This is a genomic window from Nonomuraea sp. 3N208 (genome assembly GCF_052245935.1).
Lineage (GTDB): Bacteria > Actinomycetota > Actinomycetes > Streptosporangiales > Streptosporangiaceae > Nonomuraea.
This window is the reverse complement of the sequence record NZ_JBQQBR010000005.1, coordinates 1-17351: the sequence shown is the minus strand read 5'-3', so window position 1 is coordinate 17351 and position 17351 is coordinate 1. Positions and strand designations below refer to the sequence as shown.

Genomic DNA, 17351 nt, shown 5'->3' with positions numbered 1-17351 from the left:
GATGCCTCATCCTACGAGCAGTTTCGCCTGGGGCGTCCACGGTTGAGGCATTGACATTCGGTCTATACCAGTATTAGCGTCCGCGCCATGGTGCGATCAACCGATCCAGGGAGACCCGAATGTTTCGCACTCGTCGCAACGTTGTGGCCGCGCTCGGCCTGCTGACCATCGGTCTCACGGCCTGCGCGCCGAGCGCCCCCGAGAGTGGGGCCCCCAGCGGAGCCGCGCAGGAGATCACCCTTGACGTGTGGGGTTGGCGTCAGGAGGACGTGGCCGCCTACGAGAAGATCTTCAAGATCTACGAGGACGCCCACCCAGGCGTGAAGGTGAAGTATGTGCCGTACAAGTCCACGGAATACGACACCATCCTGCGTACAGGGCTCGCCGACGCCAACGGCCCCGACGTAGCGCAACTGCGCTCCTACGGTCTGCTGCAACCGCTTGTCGCCGCGGGCAGCCTTGTGCCGCTCGATGGTGAGGTCAAGGAACTGGCCGCCTTCCCCGAGACGGTCCTGGACGGTGCGCGCGGTGTGAGCGACAAGCGCGTGTACGGTGTGCCATTCGCCATCCAGACGCTGCACGTCATCTACAACAAGAGCATTTTCGACAAGAACGGCATAGCCCCACCCGCGAACTGGCAGGAGATGACGGCGGCCTTCGACAAGCTCGCGGCCGCTGACGTCATCCCGCTCGCGGCGACGGTGACGGACACCTGGATGCTCCCGATCCAGCAGGAGATCTTCGGCGCCACCACCTATGGCGGACACGACTACCTCAAGCGCATGCTGGCCGGCCAGTCGAAGTTCACCGACCGCCCCTGGGTGGACTCACTGACGACGTGGAAGGGCACCAGCAAGTACTGGGGCCCGCAGTTCGCGGGCACGAGCTACACCGACGCCCAGGCCCTGTTCACCTCGGGAAAGGCGGCGATGTTCCCGGGCGGGGTCTGGGAACTCGCGGCTTTCGCGAAGGCCGATCCCAACCTGCAACTGGGCATCTTCAACGTCCCGGCGGCACCCGGCGCCGCGGTCACCGAGACCCTCGTCCCCGGCTTCGTCGACGGTTCGTTCGGTGCCTCGGCCAAGTCGCCTGACAAGGCGGCGGCTCTGGACCTGGTCCGCTGGATGGCTTCCGCGGAGTTCGGGCAGGCCTTCTCCAAGGAACTGCGGCAGATCTCCGCAGTGCCCGATGTGGCGCCGGCGGACCCTCTCCTCGCGCAGGCGCTGACTGCGTACAAGGCCAACCCCGGCCCGTACGTCACCTATGCCTACTTCTCCGGAGGCACGCCGACCGCCTGGGACCTGGCGTCGGAATCGTTGTCGAAATTCGTCCTCGGTCGCTCCACTGCCGAGGAGGCGGCCAAGCACATCCAGCAAGGTGTCGACCAATGGTTCAAGCCGACGCAGTGAAGCCAGGAGTGCGGTGGCCGGCCCGCGAACGAGGAGGGTATGGCGCCAACCGCGTTTCCTGGCGCTGGATAGCGGTGTTCTGCCTGCCTGCTCTCGCGCTCTACGGGCTCTTCGTCGTCGTCCCCCTCGTGACCGCTTTCTACTACGGCCTCTTCCGGTGGGAAGGTATCCGCCAAGCGGAGTTCGTGGGCCTGGGCAACTATGGCGAAGTGCTGACCCGCTATCCGCTGAGCGAGGAGATCCCGACCGCGCTGTGGCACAACGTGCTCTTTTTCGTGGGCACCATGGCCATCCAGAACACCATCGGCCTCGGGCTCGCTGTTCTGCTGTATCGCAACCCCCGCGGCAAGCGGTTCTTCCAAACGGTTTTCTCGCTCCCCTACCTGATCAGCCCGCTGATCGTCGGTTACATCTGGTCGTTGTTGCTGAGTCCGGCATTCGGCCCGGTCAACTTCATCCTGCGCACGGTCGGGCTGGAGTCGTGGGCGCGACCGTGGCTGGGTGAACCGGACACCGCGCTGCCTGTCCTCATCCTCGTCAACGCGTGGCAGTGGGTCGGAGGTCCCATGCTGATCTTTCTCGCCGCGCTGGGTGGCATTCCACGCGAACTGGAGGAAGCGGCGGCCATGGACGGAGCCTCCGCCTTCCGGACCTTCTGGAGTGTGCGCTTCCCGCTGCTCATGCCGGCGGTGGGGGTCATCACCGTGCTGACGTTCATCGGGTGCTTCAACATCTTCGACCTGGTCTACGCCCTGGGCGGATCGGACGGAGGTCCGGGAGGCGCGATGGACGTGCTGGGCCTGCTCTACTACCGCACAGCTTTCGAGGGCGGCACGAACGCGATCGGCGAATCCTCCGCCCTCGCCATGATGATCTTCGCGTGTGTGTTCGGGGTCTCCGTTGTCCTGGAACGGTTTCTGCGCCGCCGAGAGGTGACCCTGTGACCGGGCCGGCGGCACAGGTGCGCCGGCGGCGACTGCCGGGGCTCGCCGCCCAGCTCATGTTGTGGATCTACGCTGCGATCGCCTTCGGGCCGCTCGTCCTGGTGGCGCTCGGGTCGTTCCGCACCAATGCCGATATCCTGCAGCGGCCCGTGGGCCTGCCGGACTCGGTCGATCTGGCCAACTATCTTCGTGCCTGGGAAACCGCCTCGATCTCGACCTACTTCACCAATTCGATCCTGGTCACCGTGGGTGCGGTCGCGTTGTGCGTGGCGGTGTCCGCGATGGCCGCCTATGCACTGTCCCGCTGGCGATTCCCTGGTCGCGCCCTTCTGGCGGCGTTCTTTCTGTCCGGGTTGATGATCCCGGCCAAACTCGGGTTGTTGCCGGTGTTCTACATGTTCCAGTCCATGGGACTGATCGATACCCGGCTCGGCCTGATCCTCCTCTACGCGGCGAGCGGCGTGCCCTTCTCGATCTTCGTGATCATGGGGTTCATGCGCGGCCTGCCGACCGAACTGGAGGAAGCCGCCCGACTGGACGGCGCAGGCGAAGGACGGTTGTTCGTGTCAGTCGCGCTACCGCTCATGCGGCCCGCACTGGCCGTGGTCACGGTGTTCCAGTTCGCGCCCACGTGGAACGATTTCTTCTATCCGCTCGTCCTGCTGAGAAGCAGTGACATGTACACCGTCCCGGTTGGGCTGACCCGCTTCTTCGGCGAGTTCGCCACCGATCGCGCAGCGCTCTTCGCCGGACTGGTGATCGCACTCGTGCCGCTCGCCCTGATCTTCGCGTTCGCCACGAGACAGATCATCGCCGGATTGACGGCAGGGATGTCCCGGTGAGAACACACCAGACCTTCGTCTGCATTGACGGGGGCAAATCCGAGCTGCGCCTGCTGGCGATCGACGGGGAGCGCCGTGAGTACGCCGTAGGCCCCGGCCTGACCTACCACCCGCACGAGGACGGTGTCGCAAGCATCCTCGACAGCGTCCAAGAGGCCTCGTCCAGGCTGGCACATCCCGTGGCTCCGGCAGCCGTGATCGCGGGGCTCACCGCGGTGCCAGGCGATCCGGCTCACCGACGCCTGCTCACCCGACGGCTGGAGGAATTCTTCCGCTGTCCGGCGCTGGTGGTGGAAGACGGCCTGCTGGCTCATGCCGGTGCGCTCGCCGGGGTAGGCACGGTGATCTGCGCGGGCACCGGAACTACTGTTCTGGGCATAGGAGAATCCGGCCGAGAAGTCAAAGTCGACGGCTGGGGTCCTGCTCTCGGTGACCGTGGCAGCGCCTACGCCATTGGTCTTGCGGGCATGCGAGCGGCGACAGCGGCGCATGACGGCACCGGACCCGCCACCCAGCTCGCCCACCGGTTGACGGGCGAACTCGGCGGGACGGATCTGGCGAGCTTGCAGGCGTTCTACCGGGACGCCGAGCTGGTCGCGCGCATCGCGAGGTTCGCCCGCGCTGTCGTGGAGGTCGCCGATGGCGACGAAGTGGCCGGCACGATCTGCGATGAGGCCGCGGACCATCTCGCCGTGGCCGCGGCGACGGCGGCCGCACGGCTGCCGGAGGTGGGCAGCCGGGTCTCGTGGAGCGGTCGGCTGCTCGAACTCGGCGGAATCCTGCAGACGAGGCTGGCCGCCGCACTCGCCGATCGTGGGTTGGAGCTGGTGCCGCCGCTGGCCGGCCCGTTGGAAGGCGGGCCGGTGCTCCTCCGGCAGGAGGAGCCCTACCGATCTGTGTTGTCACGGCTACGTATCGAAACCTGAGGTGGACATGAGAGTTGGACACGGCGTCGATCACCTTGAGATTGTCGCCGGGGAGGCGATGGGAGGATACGCCGACCGGCTTCACGGGCTGTCCGGCGTCCTCGACCCTCTCGAGATCCATGCCGTCACCTTCGCGGACGGGGAGCGCAGGTTCGCCCTCATCGTGGCGGACCTGGTGTGTGTGAACAGCGACGTCGTGGAGCGCATCCGGGCCGCCGTGCGCGAGTTGGGCGTCGACTCCTGCTGGGTCGCGGCGACCCATACGCATGCCGGCCCGGAGGCGGGCTGCAGTCCTGGCGGTGCCCCGACACCTCCGGAGCTCGCCGAGCGTATCGTGTCAGCCGCACTGCGGGCCGCCGCCGCCGCGTTCATGGACGAACGCGACGCCACGGTCCACACGGACCGCATACAGGTTCCAGATCTTGCCAGCCGTCGGCACCTCCCGGAGTGGCGAGCGATCGATATACCGGTGGACGTGATCGTGGTCAGCTCGGCGGGCCGGGTAGTCGGCGCGGTCGTGGTTTGTCCTGTGCATCCCACGGTCCTCCCGGCTGACAACCACCGCGCCAGCGCCGACCTCAGCGGAGGCATCAGGCGCGCGCTCCGCACAGACGCGTGCTGGGTGGTGGTGGCCACCGGGGCTGCCGGCGACATCAGCACCAGGCACACCCGGCGGGGACGCGATCAACACGAGATCGACCGGCTCGGCACACTCGTGGCCGCTCGCCTCCACCGCACGGTTCATCCTGCGGACGCACCGGAGAACGCGTCGGTGGTTCCGGCGGTGTCCACACGTGTCCGGCTCGCAGCGAAAAGGCCAGAAGAGGCGGTGGTCTCCGGTGGCAGCGGTGTCACCGACGAGCGCGGCCGAAAGGTCCTCGAACAGGGGCGACGGATCGCCCGCGACTTGATGGCTCGTGATCACTCCGAGCCCTATGAGATCGAGGTGCAGGCGGTCGGCCTGGACTCCGTCACGCTGGTGGCCGTGCCCGGAGAGCTGTTCTTGGAACTGGGAGAGAAGATACGCGCCGCGGCAGCCGCGCCTGGCATCGACGTCGTCGTCATCGGCTACGCCAACGGCTACCTCGGATACCTGCCGAGCCGTGACACCCCCACGAGCTACGAGACCTTGGTCAGCCCGGTCACCGAGGGGAGCGGCGAACTCGTCGTGGCAGCCGCGATCGACGCGGCCGGGAAAATCATGAACCGGAGGAAAAGAGATGGCCGAGTCTGAATTCGCGGCCCAGGCCCCGGCCCTGATGAGCCGGGTGCTGAGCACGCAGATGCCCGCCATGCGGGAGGCGGCCGATCTGGTGGCCGACTCGCTGGCCGCAGGCGGTGTCCTTCAGGCGTTCGCCACCGGACACTCGAGGATCGTGACGCTCGAACTCACCGGACGTGCCGGCGGGCTCGCGCCTGTGGGCATGCTGAGCATCAAAGACCTGGTGATGTTCGGCGGAGTGGACCCGGGGGAGATCCTGGACCCGACCTACGAACGGGTTCCCGGCCTCGCCGAGCGGATCTACGAGCTCGCGCGGCCCGACGTGATCGACCCCTTCCTGATCGTGTCGAACTCCGGCATCAACGCGGCCATCGTCGAGATGGCGCAGCTGGCACGCGAGCGGGGGCACCGCGTGATCGCCATCACCTCCCTAGCCCACACCCGCTCGCCGTCCGCGCGGCACACCGCCGGACCTCACCTGGCCGATCTCGCCGACCTGGTCATCGACAACTGCGCTCCCATCGGGGACGCCTGCGTAGAGCTCACACCGGAAATCCGCATCGGTGCGGTTTCCTCGTTGACCGGGGTGCTCATCGCCCAAGTGCTCACCGAACTCGTGTGCCGCCGCCTGATGGACCGGGGAGCCGACGCGCCGGTGTTCGTGTCAGCCAATCTCACCGCTGGTGACAACCACAACGCGAGTCTCTGGGAGCGGTATGGCCGGCGAGTGCGCCCCGTGGAACCTTGATGGTCGCGGTCGCTCGTCTGGCCCTACCGCCTGGCGAGTCCCTGGCGGCGCACCGCAGAGCGAGGGCGGGGACGCGACGGCATCCCCGCCCTCGCTGTTCAGGCGTTCTGGGCGGCGTTCAGTTCGGCCTGCTGCTTGACTTCCTGGATCTGCTCCTCGGTCACGACCAGGCTGCCGAACTGCTTGACCGCCTGATAGTAGGTCCAGGCGAGTCCGTCGCACGTGGATTTGGACACCCCTGAGTACCGGGCGCAGACGCGTTTCATATCGAAGTAGAATGCGTCATCAATTCGTGACTTGTTCGCCGGGAATTGGTTGACGGACTTGTAATTGCGGTAGCCGAAATCGTGCCGCCGGCACGGCATGCGGAAATCGTACCCGAGCGGTTGGTCGGGGCTGCTCGAGCACAGGTCGGTGGACCAGTTGAAGGCGTAGTCGGCCCAAGCCCCTTGGTTCTGCCAGGCCGAGAGCCATGCGTCGGCGCTGGTGGTGGTGGGCTGGGAGAAGGCGGACAAGGCGGCGAGCTTCTGCTCCAGGGTGACCGCTTGGGCGGGTAAAGCGAGTCCGAGTACGGTGCCCAGGGAGAGGGCGAGCATGACGAGGGCGCGTCTGACCGTGCTGACCATGAGTAACCTTCTTCTCTGCTCGGGAGCCGGTGCGTGTCATGGCAAGATTCGCCTGACGCCCTCACGATGAAGCGAAAAGCGCGGAAATGCAGAAGCAGATTGTGCTCAATTTTTCGCCGGGCTTCGCCGAAGGTCGCTCTTTACAAAGGGTCAATGGCGTTGATAGTGCCTGGCTCAGCGGTAGTAGCCGCGACGGGTACGCGAGCCGGCGCAGGACCGCGTCGTGCGTGTCGTCGGCACCCGGCGAAGGAGGAGGCGGGAGCTCGGGCACGTTACGCGGCAGCCGGGCGAGTACCGCCGCGGCCACCAGGGCGGTCGCGCCGCCATAGCGCTGGACGCCCCACGACACGCAGCGCTTGTCCTTCTGCGGCGGCTTGGCCGGGCCCTCCCCCTTGATCCGCAAGCGCAGCGTGCCATAGCCCATGCCGGCCTGCGGCTTCCACTCCACGCCGGAGATGTCCGACAGCGGGTATTCCTGCGGCCCCGCCTTCTCTTTCTTGTCGTCGGCGAACCCGGTCCACTCCAGGCGCACGCGGTCGCCGTCGAAGAACACCGTGCCGTCGCCGGCCATGGCGGTGATGGGCACGTCGGGGCCGGGTAACAAGTAGTCCTCACAGGGACCGGTCGGCGTCTGGTGGACCGTCAGCGTGTCGCGGACCTCGTCGGCGAAGTATTCGGCGGCGCCCACGCGATTCTTGGGGACGGCCAGCCGGTACGGGTCCGCGGGCACCCCCAGCGCGCCCGCCACCACGTCGGACAGCGGATCGGCCCCCTTGCGCAGCCGCAACCGCAGGTGCCCGCCCTTGCGGGCCGGCTCGAACGCCACCCCCGCCAGGTGGCCTGACTCATATCGCGCTTGACCAGCCCTTACGCGTCAGACCGGGTCGGGGTTCGCTGCCGCCTGCCCACCGGAGGTCGGGGTTTTCAGGTTAGGACCCTGCCCAGCCGCCCCCGGTGGAACACCAGCGGCTCGCCGTCGCTGTCGTTGGTGGTCAGCGCGACCACTCTGGCGAGGACCAGTTCGTGGTCCCCCACCACGTGGCAGGACTCCAGCTCGCAGTCGATCCAGGCGACCGCGCCGTTGATCGCCGGATGGCCGCCCTCCCGCACCGACCATTCGATCCCGGAGAACCTGTCCGCCCCCTTGGACGCGAACGACCGGCACACCCGCTCCTGCCCGGCGCTCAGCATGCTGATCGTGAACGCGCCCGCGGCCCGGATGTGCGGCCACGTGGTCGAGGTGTGGGCGGCGCAGAAGCTCACGATGGGCGGGTCGAGGGAGACGGAGGTGAAGGAGTTGACCGTGAAACCATACGGTTCGACGCCCGACAACGCGGCGATCACGACCACACCCGTCGGATAGTGACCCAGCACCCGCCTCAGCCGCAGACTTTCGATCATCACTGCGCTTCCCAACGCTGCTTGAGCCGGTCCAGATACCGCAGCCCGTCCAGGACGGCGTCCGTGTCCGGGACGAAGTCGACCAGGCAGGCGACCTCGTCGATGCCGATCTCCTCGAGGGACCGCAGCGTCGCCATGCCGTCGTCGACCGTGCCGAACAGGCCGCCCGTCTCGAAGTACCGCTCGAACGAGATCTCCAGGAGGAAGTCGATGTCCTCAGGATCCATCGACTCCGGGTCGATACCCGGCATCAGCTCCTCGGCGGCCTTCAGCACCAGGCCGAGCGAGCTGCGCAGGTAGTCGGTGAAGGGCTGGTGGATCACCTCACGCACGCGGCCGCGGTCCTCGCCGATGAAGGTATGCAGCATCAGCGCGACGTGTCCGGTGCCGTCGTGCGACCTGGCGTAGTGCTCGCGGTAGTCGGCGACCTTGCGTACGAGGTCGTCCAGGCTCTGGCCGAGCAGGTGCGTCAGGATGCCCACGCCGAGTTCGCCCGCCTGACGGAACGTCTCCGGGTTGCCCGAGCTGGTGAGCCACGTGGGCAGCTCCGGCTGGACCGGAGCCGGATAGGAGCGCAGCTTGACCGACTCGCCCGCTCCGTCGACCAGCTCCACCTCCTCCTGCCGCCACAGCCGCCGCACCGTGTCGATCGTGTCCATCGTGACCTGCCGGCGATCGGCGTAGCTCTCGGGCCGCAATGCGAAGTCGACCACATGCCAGCCCGGCGCGAAGGACACGCCGACGCGGCCGCCGGACAGGTTGTCCACCACGGCCCATTCCTCGGCGATGCGCACCGGGTGGTGCAGTGGGGCCACGACGCTTCCCGCGCGGATCGCGACGTTCTCCGTCACGGCGGCGATGGCCGCGCCCGTCACAGCCGGATTCGGATAGAGGCCGCCGAATTCATGGAAATGCCGTTCTGGAGTCCACACGGCGGAGAATCCATGGGTGTCGGCGAACCTGGCCCCCTCCAGCAGCAACCGGTAGCGGTCGGTTCCCGTCGTGACGTCGTCGGCGAAATAGAATAAACCAAAGTCCACCGGTCTCTCCTTAATTGCCGCGCTGGCGCGCGATTTCCGGGTGGCGGAGAGCGCGTCCCCAATATCGGCACCAGTATTCGCCGCGCCAGAACGGCGTGGTAACCCCTAAGGCCCATTAGACGTGCTCGTGGACACGTCGGGGCCTGCGCGGTCAAGCCCCTATCGCCCCCTGGGACGGTGTGGCAGAACCGCGTGGTAGGGGAATGCGGGCGACGTTAGGGGGCGAATCGAGTAGCTATGCCGCCGCCTCGTGGGTTGCAATGAAGCATGACCGGGGCCGGGGTATGGGCGCATTCCTGGACGTCCGGATGAGTGCGGACACCTAAGGAAGGAATTTCCAGTGATCACCGAAACCGGAGCGTGGGTGCGGCGGTTCTTCCCCGCACCGGCATCCGCCACCCGTCTGATCTGCTTCCCGCACGCGGGCGGCTCCGCCTCTTATTTCCACCCGGTCGCCAAACAGCTCTCGCCGCGGCTGGACGTCCTGGCGGTGCAGTATCCGGGCCGGCAGGAACGCCGCCACGAGCGCTGCATCGACGACATCGGCACCCTCGCGGACCGGGCCGCGGCGGAGATCCTCCCCCTGGCGGACCGGCCCATGGCCTTCTTCGGGCACAGTATGGGCGCGGTGGTCGCGTTCGAGGTGGCCAGAAGGCTGATGGCCGAGGACGTCTCCCCGCTGGTGCTGTTCGCCTCCGGCCGGCGCGCGCCCTCGTGCGTACGCGTCGAGACGGTGCACAAGGAGGGCGACCAGGCGCTGCTCGCCGAGGTGCGGCGGCTCGGCGGCACCGACGCGCGGATGCTGGACGACCCGGAGCTGGTGAGCATGATCATGCCCTCGCTCCGTGGCGACTACACGGCCGTCATGACCTACCGATGCCGGCCCGGGGCGCGGATCGACGCGCCGATCATCGTACTGACCGGCGACTCCGACCCACACGTGTCGCTGAACGAGGCGCGGCGCTGGAAAGACCACACCAGCGGCCTCTTCGACATGCACGTCTTCCGCGGGGGCCATTTCTATCTGAACTCCCACGCCGCGGGCGTCATGCGGAAGATCACGGAAAACATCCCCGCCGTTCCGGCGTAGGTCCCTTTTCGGCAGCACGAGGAGTACGAGGCGAGAAATGGCTGCGAACGACACCAAGCTCATCGAGGCCCTGCGTTCCTCATTGAAGGAGACCGAACGCCTGCGGGCACAGAACCGCTCTCTCGCTGAAGCGGCACGTGAGCCGATCGCGATCGTGGGAATGGCCTGCCGGTATCCGGGCGGGGTGGGGTCGCCGGAGGATCTGTGGGAGCTGGTGGCATCCGGCCGGGACGCGATCGGGGAGTTCCCCGCTGACCGTGGGTGGGATCTGGAGGTGTTGTACGACCCGGATCCCGATGGGCGGGGGACGTCGTACGCGCGGCACGGCGGGTTCCTGTATGACGCCGGTGAGTTCGACGCCGGGTTCTTCGGGATCTCGCCGCGTGAGGCGCTGGCGATGGATCCGCAGCAGCGGTTGCTGCTGGAGGCGTCGTGGGAGGCGATCGAACGGGCCGGGATCGATCCTGACGGGTTGCGGGGCAGCCGGACCGGTGTCTTCGCCGGTGTGATGTACCACGACTACGCCCCTCAGGTGTCTTCTGTGCCGCAGGAACTGGAGGGGCTGATCGGCACCGGCAACTCCGGGAGCATCGCCTCGGGGCGGGTGTCGTACACGTTCGGGTTCGAGGGCCCGGCGGTGACGGTGGACACGGCGTGCTCGTCGTCGCTGGTGGCGTTGCATCTCGCGGCGCAGTCGCTGCGGTCGGGCGAGTGTGACATGGCGCTGGCCGGGGGTGCGACCGTGATGGCCACGCCGGGGACGTTCGTGGAGTTTTCGCGGCAGCGCGGGTTGTCGCCGGACGGGCGGTGCAAGGCGTTCTCCGCGTCGGCCGACGGCACCGGCTGGGCCGAGGGCGTCGGCATGGTGCTGGTGGAGCGGCTGTCGGACGCGCGCCGGAACGGGCACCGGGTGCTGGCCGTGCTGCGGGGGTCGGCGGTCAACCAGGACGGGGCGAGCAATGGGTTGACGGCTCCGAATGGTCCTTCGCAGCAGCGGGTGATCCGGCAGGCGCTGGCCAATGCCGGTCTGTCGGCGGCCGACGTGGATGCGGTCGAGGCCCATGGGACGGGCACGACGCTGGGCGATCCGATTGAGGCTCAGGCGCTGATTGCCACGTATGGGCAGGAGCGGGAGCGGCCGCTGTGGCTCGGGTCGTTGAAGTCGAACATCGGCCATGCGCAGGCGGCCGCGGGTGTCGGTGGCGTGATCAAGATGGTGATGGCGATGCGGCACGGGGTGTTGCCGCAGACGTTGCACGTGGGTGAGCCGTCGCCGCATGTGGATTGGTCGGCGGGGGCGGTGGAGCTGCTGACCGAGGCCCAGCCCTGGGCGGAGCAGGACCGGCCGCGCCGGGCCGCCGTCTCCTCCTTCGGCGTCAGCGGCACCAATGCCCACGTGATCATCGAAGAGGACGAAACCGCTGACGTCGCCGCTGGTGACGAGGTGGCTTTGCCGGTCGTGCCGTGGCTGGTGTCGGCCAAGTCGGTGGAGGCGTTGCGGGCGCAGGCGTTGCGGCTGGCGTCGTGGGTCTCGGATGAGACGTCGATCGTTGACGCCGCCTGGTCGTTGGCGGCCGGGCGTGGTGTGTTGGAGCAGCGGGCGGTCGTGGTGGGTGGCGATCGTGAGGAGTTGGTGGCGGGTCTGCGGGCGCTGGCGGAGGGTGCGGAGGCTCCTGGGCTGGCTGTTGGTAGTGGTTCGGGTGGTCGGCTGGCGTTGTTGTTCGCTGGTCAGGGCAGTCAGCGTGTTGGTATGGGTCGGGAGCTGGCCGAGGCGTTCCCGGTGTTCGCGGCCGAGCTCGATGAGATCTGCGGGGTATTGGATCCGCTGCTGCCGCGCCCTGTGCGTGAGGTGATGTTCACCGATCCCGAGGGTGTGCTGAACGAGACTGGTATGACGCAGCCGGCGTTGTTCTGTTTCGAGGTTGCCCTGTATCGGTTGCTGACCTCGCTGGGGGTGCGGGCTGATGTGCTGGTGGGGCATTCGATCGGGGAGATCGCCGCGGCGCATGTGGCCGGGGTGTTCTCGTTGGCTGATGCGTGCACGTTGGTGGCGGCGCGGGCGCGGCTGATGCAGGCGCTGCCGGAGGGCGGCGCGATGCTCGCTATCGCGGCGCCTGAGGAGCAGATTGTGCCGCTGCTGGATGAGCGGGTCGGCATCGCGGCGGTCAATGCTCCTGGCGCGGTGGTGATCTCGGGTGCTGAGGAGGCGGTCGCGGAGATTGAGCGGCGGGTGGATGTGCGGACGCGGCGGTTGCGGGTCTCGCATGCGTTCCATTCGCCGTTGATGGAGCCGATGCTGGCCGACTTCGAGCAGGCGATCGCCGGGCTGACCTTCCACGAGCCGACCATCCCGATCATCTCGAATGTGACCGGCCGGGAAGCCGAGCCGGGTCAGCTGACCAGCCCGGGCTATTGGGTGGAGCACGTACGGCAGGCGGTGCGCTTCGCCGACGGCGTGGTCGCCGCCGGGGCAAAGGTGTGGGTCGAGGTCGGGCCGGACGCCACACTGACCGCTCTGGCGCAGCAGAGCATCGAGGACGGGACCTTCGTCCCGGCCACCCGCAAGGACCGTGACGAGGCGCGCGCGTTCGTCCAGGCCTTGGGCCGGCTGCAGGCCCGTGGCGTGGCCGTCGACTGGGAGGCGTTCTTCGCTCCGGCCCGTCCCGCGCTCGTGGATCTGCCCACGTACGCCTTCCAGCACCAGCGTTACTGGATCTCGGCGCGGGCCGGGAACGGTGACGTGGCCGTGGCGGGGCTCGCGGCGGTCGATCATCCGCTGCTGGGTGCGGCGACCGAGGTCGCCGGTGGCGAGTCCGTGATCTTCAGCGGCCGGCTGTCGGTGGACACGCAGCCCTGGCTGGCCGACCACGCCGTCAACGGCACGATCCTCCTCCCCGGCACGGCGTTCCTTGAGCTGGCTCTTCAGGCCGGAAACGACGTGGGCTGCCCGCTCGTACAGGAGCTCACGCTGCAGGCGCCGCTGCTCCTGCCCGCCGACGGCGGCCGCCAGGTGCAGGTGCTGGTCGGCGGAGGTGACGAGACCGGCGTGAGGCCGATCTCGATCCACTCCCGCGCCGACGGCGACGCTCCAGGCACGTGGGTGCTGCATGCCGACGGGGCGGTGGCCACCGCCCCGCTCGTGCCGGTGGCCGGGCTGGAACAGTGGCCGCCGGCCGAGGCCGACGTGGTGGACGTGTCCGACGCGTACGACCTCCTGCTGGACATGGGGTACGAGTACGGGCCGGTCTTCCAAGGGTTGCAGGCGGCGTGGCGGCGTGGCCAGGACGTGTTCGCCGAGGTCGCGCTGCCCGAGCAGGCGCATGCCGACGCGGCGCGCTTCGGGCTGCACCCGGCCCTGCTGGACGCCGCGATGCACGCGCAGCTGATCGCCGGGGACGGGCAGACCGTGCTGCCGTTCTCCTGGACCGGAGTGCAACTGCATGCCGCCGGGGCGAGCGGCGTGCGGGTACGGATCACCCGCATTCACGACACGTCCATCGCGCTGAGCATCGCGGACGCCGACGGGGCGCCGGTGTTGTCCGTCGAGTCGCTCGCCGTACGTCCCATCACGGCCGGCCAGCTCACCAACGGTCACGCCGAATCGCTGCTCCACGTGGAGTGGAACCAGATCAGGCTTTCCGACGCCGGGACCGGGGAGCTGCCCGACCTGGCCTCGGCCATGGACGCGGAGTCGGTGCCGGAGTGGGCGTTGCTGAAGGTCCCCGTCACCGACCCGGAGATGGATGCCCCTGCTGCTGTTCGGCGGGCGGTTCATCAGGTGCTGGCGTCGGTGCAGGAGTGGTTGGCCGATGAGCGGTTCGCGTCGTCGCGGTTGGTGGTGGTGACGCAGGGTGCCGTGGCGGTGGGGCCTGATGAGGGCGTTGACGTCGGTGTGGCTCCGGTGTGGGGCTTGGTGCGGGCGGCCGAGGCGGAGAATCCTGGCCGGTTCGTGCTGGTGGATGTGGACGGCACCGAGGAGTCCTGGCAGGCGGTGGGCTCGGTGGCGGCGTCCGGGGAGCCGGAGGCCGCGGTTCGGTCGGGTCGGGTGCTGGTGCCGCGGTTGGGCCGGGTCGCCGGTGGTGGCGATCGCGGTCCGGCGTTCGGGCCGGACGGCGCGGTGCTGGTCACGGGTGGCACTGGTGGGCTGGGTGCGCTGGTGGCCCGGCATCTGGTCAGTGCGCATGAGGTGCGGCGTCTGGTGCTGGTCAGCAGGCGTGGACCGGATGCCCCGGGTGCGGCCGAGTTGGCGGCCGAGCTGGTGGAGCTGGGTGCGGAGGTGTCGGTGGCCGCGTGTGACGTCGGTGACCGGGATGCCGTTGCCGAGCTGATCGCGTCTGTCCCCGAGCTGACCGGGATCGTGCACGCGGCAGGGGTGAGCGACAACGGGCTGGTGCGGTCGCTGTCGCCGGAGCGGTTCGACGCGGTGCTGGCGGCGAAGGCGGATGCGGCGTGGCATCTGCACGAGTTGACGCGGGATCTGGATCTGGCCGCGTTCGTGCTGTTCTCGTCGGCCGGTGGGTTGGTGCTGGCGGCAGGGCAGGCGAACTACGCGGCGGCGAACGTCTTCCTGGACGCGCTGGCGGTGCACCGCCGCTCGATGGGCCTGGTGGCGACGTCGCTGGCGTACGGACTGTGGGATGCCGACACGGGTCTGAGCGGATGGCTGAGCGAGGCCGACTTCGAGCGGATGCGGCGCCAGGGGTTGCCGGCGTTGTCGGTGGACGAAGGTCTGGCGCTGTTCGACGCAGGGGTTGGCTCAGGTGAAGCGGCGTTGGTGCCGCTGCGGGTGGACACTTCGGCGCTGCGGGGCCGGGGTGAGAGCCTGCCCGCGCTGCTCCGCGGCCTGGGGCGGAGTCCGGTACGGCAGGTGGCGCGGGCCGCCGGTTCGGGGCTGGCGCGGCGGCTGGCCGGGATGGAGCCCGGAGAGCGGGACCGGGTGCTGCTGGAACTGGTCCGGCAGGAGGCGGCCAAGGTGCTGGGGCACGCCTCGGCGGAGGCCGTACCACCTGGGCGTGCCTTCCAGGAGCTCGGCTTCGACTCGCTGACGGCGGTCGAGTTCCGCAACCAGCTGATCACGGCCACCGGGCTGCGGCTCCCGGCCACGCTGGTCTTCGACTACCCCACCGCCGAGGCGGTGGCGGAGTACCTGGCGGACGAACTGGGCGACGGGCCCGCCGAGCAGACTGTGGTGACCACTGCGTCGGTGGTCGACGAGCCGATCGCGATCGTGGGCATGGCCTGCCGGTATCCGGGCGGTGTGGAGTCGCCGGAAGGGCTGTGGGAGCTCGTCGTCTCCGGTATGGACGCGATCGGGGAGTTCCCGGCCGATCGTGGCTGGGATGTGGAAGGGGTGTACAGCCCGGAGCCGGGCACGCCCGGGAAGACGTATGCGCGGCAGGGCGGGTTCTTGTACGACGCGGCCGAGTTCGACGCCGGGTTCTTCGGGATTTCGCCGCGTGAGGCGCTGGCGATGGATCCGCAGCAGCGGTTGCTGCTGGAGGCGTCGTGGGAGGCGATCGAGCGGGCCGGGATCGATCCTGACGGGTTGCGGGGCAGCCGGACGGGTGTCTTCGCCGGTGTGATGTACCACGACTACGGGCTCGGCACTCCGGCGAACACCAGTGGTGGCAGCCTGGTGTCCGGCCGGGTCTCCTACACGCTGGGTCTGGAAGGCCCGGCGGTGACGGTGGACACGGCGTGCTCGTCGTCGCTGGTGGCGTTGCACTGGGCGGCGCAGGCGCTGCGGTCGGGTGACTGCGACCTGGCACTGGCCGGTGGCGTGACGGTCATGTCGACACCCGGCATGTTCATCGAGTTTTCCCGGCAGCGTGGGCTCGCGCCCGACGGCAGGTGCAAGTCCTTTGCCGCCGCGGCGGATGGCGCCGGCTGGAGCGAGGGCGTCGGTGTGCTGCTGGTGGAGCGGCTGTCGGACGCGCGCCGGAACGGGCACCAGGTGCTGGCGGTCGTTCGCGGGTCGGCGATCAACCAGGACGGGGCGAGCAATGGGCTGACGGCTCCGAATGGTCCTTCGCAGCAGCGGGTGATCCGGCAGGCGCTGGCCAATGCCGGTCTGTCGGCGGCCGAGGTGGATGCGGTCGAGGCGCATGGCACGGGGACCGTGCTGGGCGATCCGATTGAGGCGCAGGCGCTGATTGCCACGTATGGGCAGGAGCGGGAGCGGCCGCTGTGGCTGGGCTCGTTGAAGTCGAACATCGGCCATGCGCAGGCGGCTGCGGGCGTGGCGGGCGTGATCAAGATGGTGATGGCGCTGCGCAACGAGATGCTTCCCAAGACGTTGCATGTGGGTGAGCCGTCGCCGCATGTGGATTGGTCGGCGGGGGCGGTGGAGCTGCTGGCCGAGTCGCAGCCGTGGCCGGTGAACGGGCATGCGCGCCGGGCTGCGGTTTCGTCGTTCGGGATCAGTGGGACGAACGCGCACGTGATCATCGAGCAGGGGCCGAGTGCGGATGTCGAGCCTGAGCCGGTGCCTGTGCCGCCGGTGGTGCCGTGGCTGGTGTCGGCCAAGTCGGTGGAGGCGTTGCGGGCGCAGGCGTTGCGGCTGGCGTCGTGGGTCTCGGATGAGACGTCGATCGTTGACGCCGCCTGGTCGTTGGCGGCCGGGCGTGGCGTGTTGGAGCAGCGTGCGGTCGTGGTGGGTGGCGATCGCGAGGAGTTGGTGGCGGGTCTGCGGGCGCTGGCGGAGGGTGTGGAGGCTCCTGGTCTGGCTGTTGGTAGTGGTTCGGGTGGTCGGCTGGCGTTGTTGTTCGCTGGTCAGGGCAGTCAGCGCGTTGGTATGGGTCGGGAGCTGGCCGAGGCGTTCCCGGTGTTCGCTGCCGAGCTCGATGAGATCTGCCGGGTGCTGGATCCGCTGCTGCCGCGCCCTGTGCGTGAGGTGATGTTCACCGATCCCGAGGGTGTGCTGAACGAGACCGGTATGACGCAGCCGGCGTTGTTCTGTTTCGAGGTCGCCCTGTATCGGTTGCTGGAGTCGTTCGGGGTGCGGGCTGATGTGCTGGTGGGGCATTCGATCGGGGAGATCGCCGCGGCGCATGTGGCCGGGGTGTTCTCGTTGGCTGATGCGTGCACGTTGGTGGCGGCGCGGG

12 protein-coding genes and 1 pseudogene are annotated in these 17351 nt (G+C 68.6%); 8 read left to right on the top strand and 5 right to left on the bottom strand.

The window, feature by feature from the left end; translation table 11 throughout:
* The first annotated feature begins 119 nt into the window (after positions 1-119).
* From ACTWPT_RS08295 to ACTWPT_RS08270, 6 genes are read left to right on the top strand one after another with little or no spacing between them, the layout of a single operon-like run.
* On the top strand, positions 120-1409 hold the full coding sequence (locus ACTWPT_RS08295) for an ABC transporter substrate-binding protein (protein WP_443176673.1): 1290 nt from the start codon (positions 120-122) through the stop codon (positions 1407-1409).
* Positions 1388-2353, top strand: coding sequence for a carbohydrate ABC transporter permease (locus ACTWPT_RS08290; RefSeq protein ID WP_443176672.1), 966 nt, complete (start codon positions 1388-1390; stop codon positions 2351-2353). Before ACTWPT_RS08295 ends, ACTWPT_RS08290 begins: the two co-directional genes overlap by 22 nt.
* A complete protein-coding gene (locus ACTWPT_RS08285) occupies positions 2350-3195 on the top strand; it encodes a carbohydrate ABC transporter permease (RefSeq protein ID WP_443176671.1) in 846 nt (281 codons plus the stop codon). Before ACTWPT_RS08290 ends, ACTWPT_RS08285 begins: the two co-directional genes overlap by 4 nt.
* On the top strand, positions 3192-4121 hold the full coding sequence (locus ACTWPT_RS08280; RefSeq protein WP_443176670.1) for an N-acetylglucosamine kinase: 930 nt from the start codon (positions 3192-3194) through the stop codon (positions 4119-4121). The genes ACTWPT_RS08285 and ACTWPT_RS08280 overlap by 4 nt, the downstream gene beginning before the upstream one ends.
* 7 nt (positions 4122-4128) lie before the next feature.
* Positions 4129-5355 (top strand): hypothetical protein, encoded by a 1227-nt coding sequence (locus tag ACTWPT_RS08275; RefSeq protein ID WP_443176669.1) that lies wholly within the window; start codon positions 4129-4131, stop codon positions 5353-5355.
* Complete coding sequence (locus ACTWPT_RS08270; RefSeq protein WP_443176668.1) at positions 5342-6091, top strand: sugar isomerase domain-containing protein; 750 nt, start codon at positions 5342-5344, stop codon at positions 6089-6091. The genes ACTWPT_RS08275 and ACTWPT_RS08270 overlap by 14 nt, the downstream gene beginning before the upstream one ends.
* 98 nt (positions 6092-6189) lie before the next feature.
* On the opposite strand, the gene ACTWPT_RS08265 is transcribed toward ACTWPT_RS08270, so the two are convergent.
* The 5 genes and pseudogenes from ACTWPT_RS08265 to ACTWPT_RS08245 form a co-directional block, all read right to left on the bottom strand.
* Complete coding sequence (locus ACTWPT_RS08265; protein ID WP_443176667.1) at positions 6190-6717, bottom strand: phospholipase; 528 nt, start codon at positions 6715-6717, stop codon at positions 6190-6192.
* Positions 6718-6778: 61 nt separating this feature from the next.
* The gene (locus ACTWPT_RS08260; protein WP_443176997.1) at positions 6779-7405 is read right to left on the bottom strand and encodes a DUF4429 domain-containing protein; all 627 of its coding nucleotides are present in this window, start codon (positions 7403-7405) and stop codon (positions 6779-6781) included.
* A pseudogene (locus ACTWPT_RS08255) lies at positions 7382-7573 on the bottom strand (DUF4429 domain-containing protein); the annotation flags it as partial. The pseudogene ACTWPT_RS08255 and the gene ACTWPT_RS08260, both read right to left, overlap by 24 nt.
* Positions 7574-7641: 68 nt before the next feature.
* Positions 7642-8118, bottom strand: a complete 477-nt coding sequence (locus tag ACTWPT_RS08250) for a flavin reductase family protein (RefSeq protein ID WP_443176666.1) — start codon at positions 8116-8118, stop codon at positions 7642-7644.
* Positions 8118-9158, bottom strand: coding sequence for an LLM class flavin-dependent oxidoreductase (locus ACTWPT_RS08245; protein WP_443176665.1), 1041 nt, complete (start codon positions 9156-9158; stop codon positions 8118-8120). Before ACTWPT_RS08245 ends, ACTWPT_RS08250 begins: the two co-directional genes overlap by 1 nt.
* Before the next feature lie 340 nt (positions 9159-9498).
* Here ACTWPT_RS08245 and ACTWPT_RS08240 point away from each other — a divergent pair, with 340 nt between their 5' ends.
* Entirely contained in the window at positions 9499-10248 is a 750-nt protein-coding gene (locus tag ACTWPT_RS08240) for a thioesterase II family protein (protein ID WP_397123130.1), read from the top strand.
* A gap of 37 nt (positions 10249-10285) precedes the next feature.
* A partial coding sequence (locus ACTWPT_RS08235) for a type I polyketide synthase (RefSeq protein ID WP_443176664.1) occupies positions 10286-17351 on the top strand: 7066 nt, incomplete at its 3' end.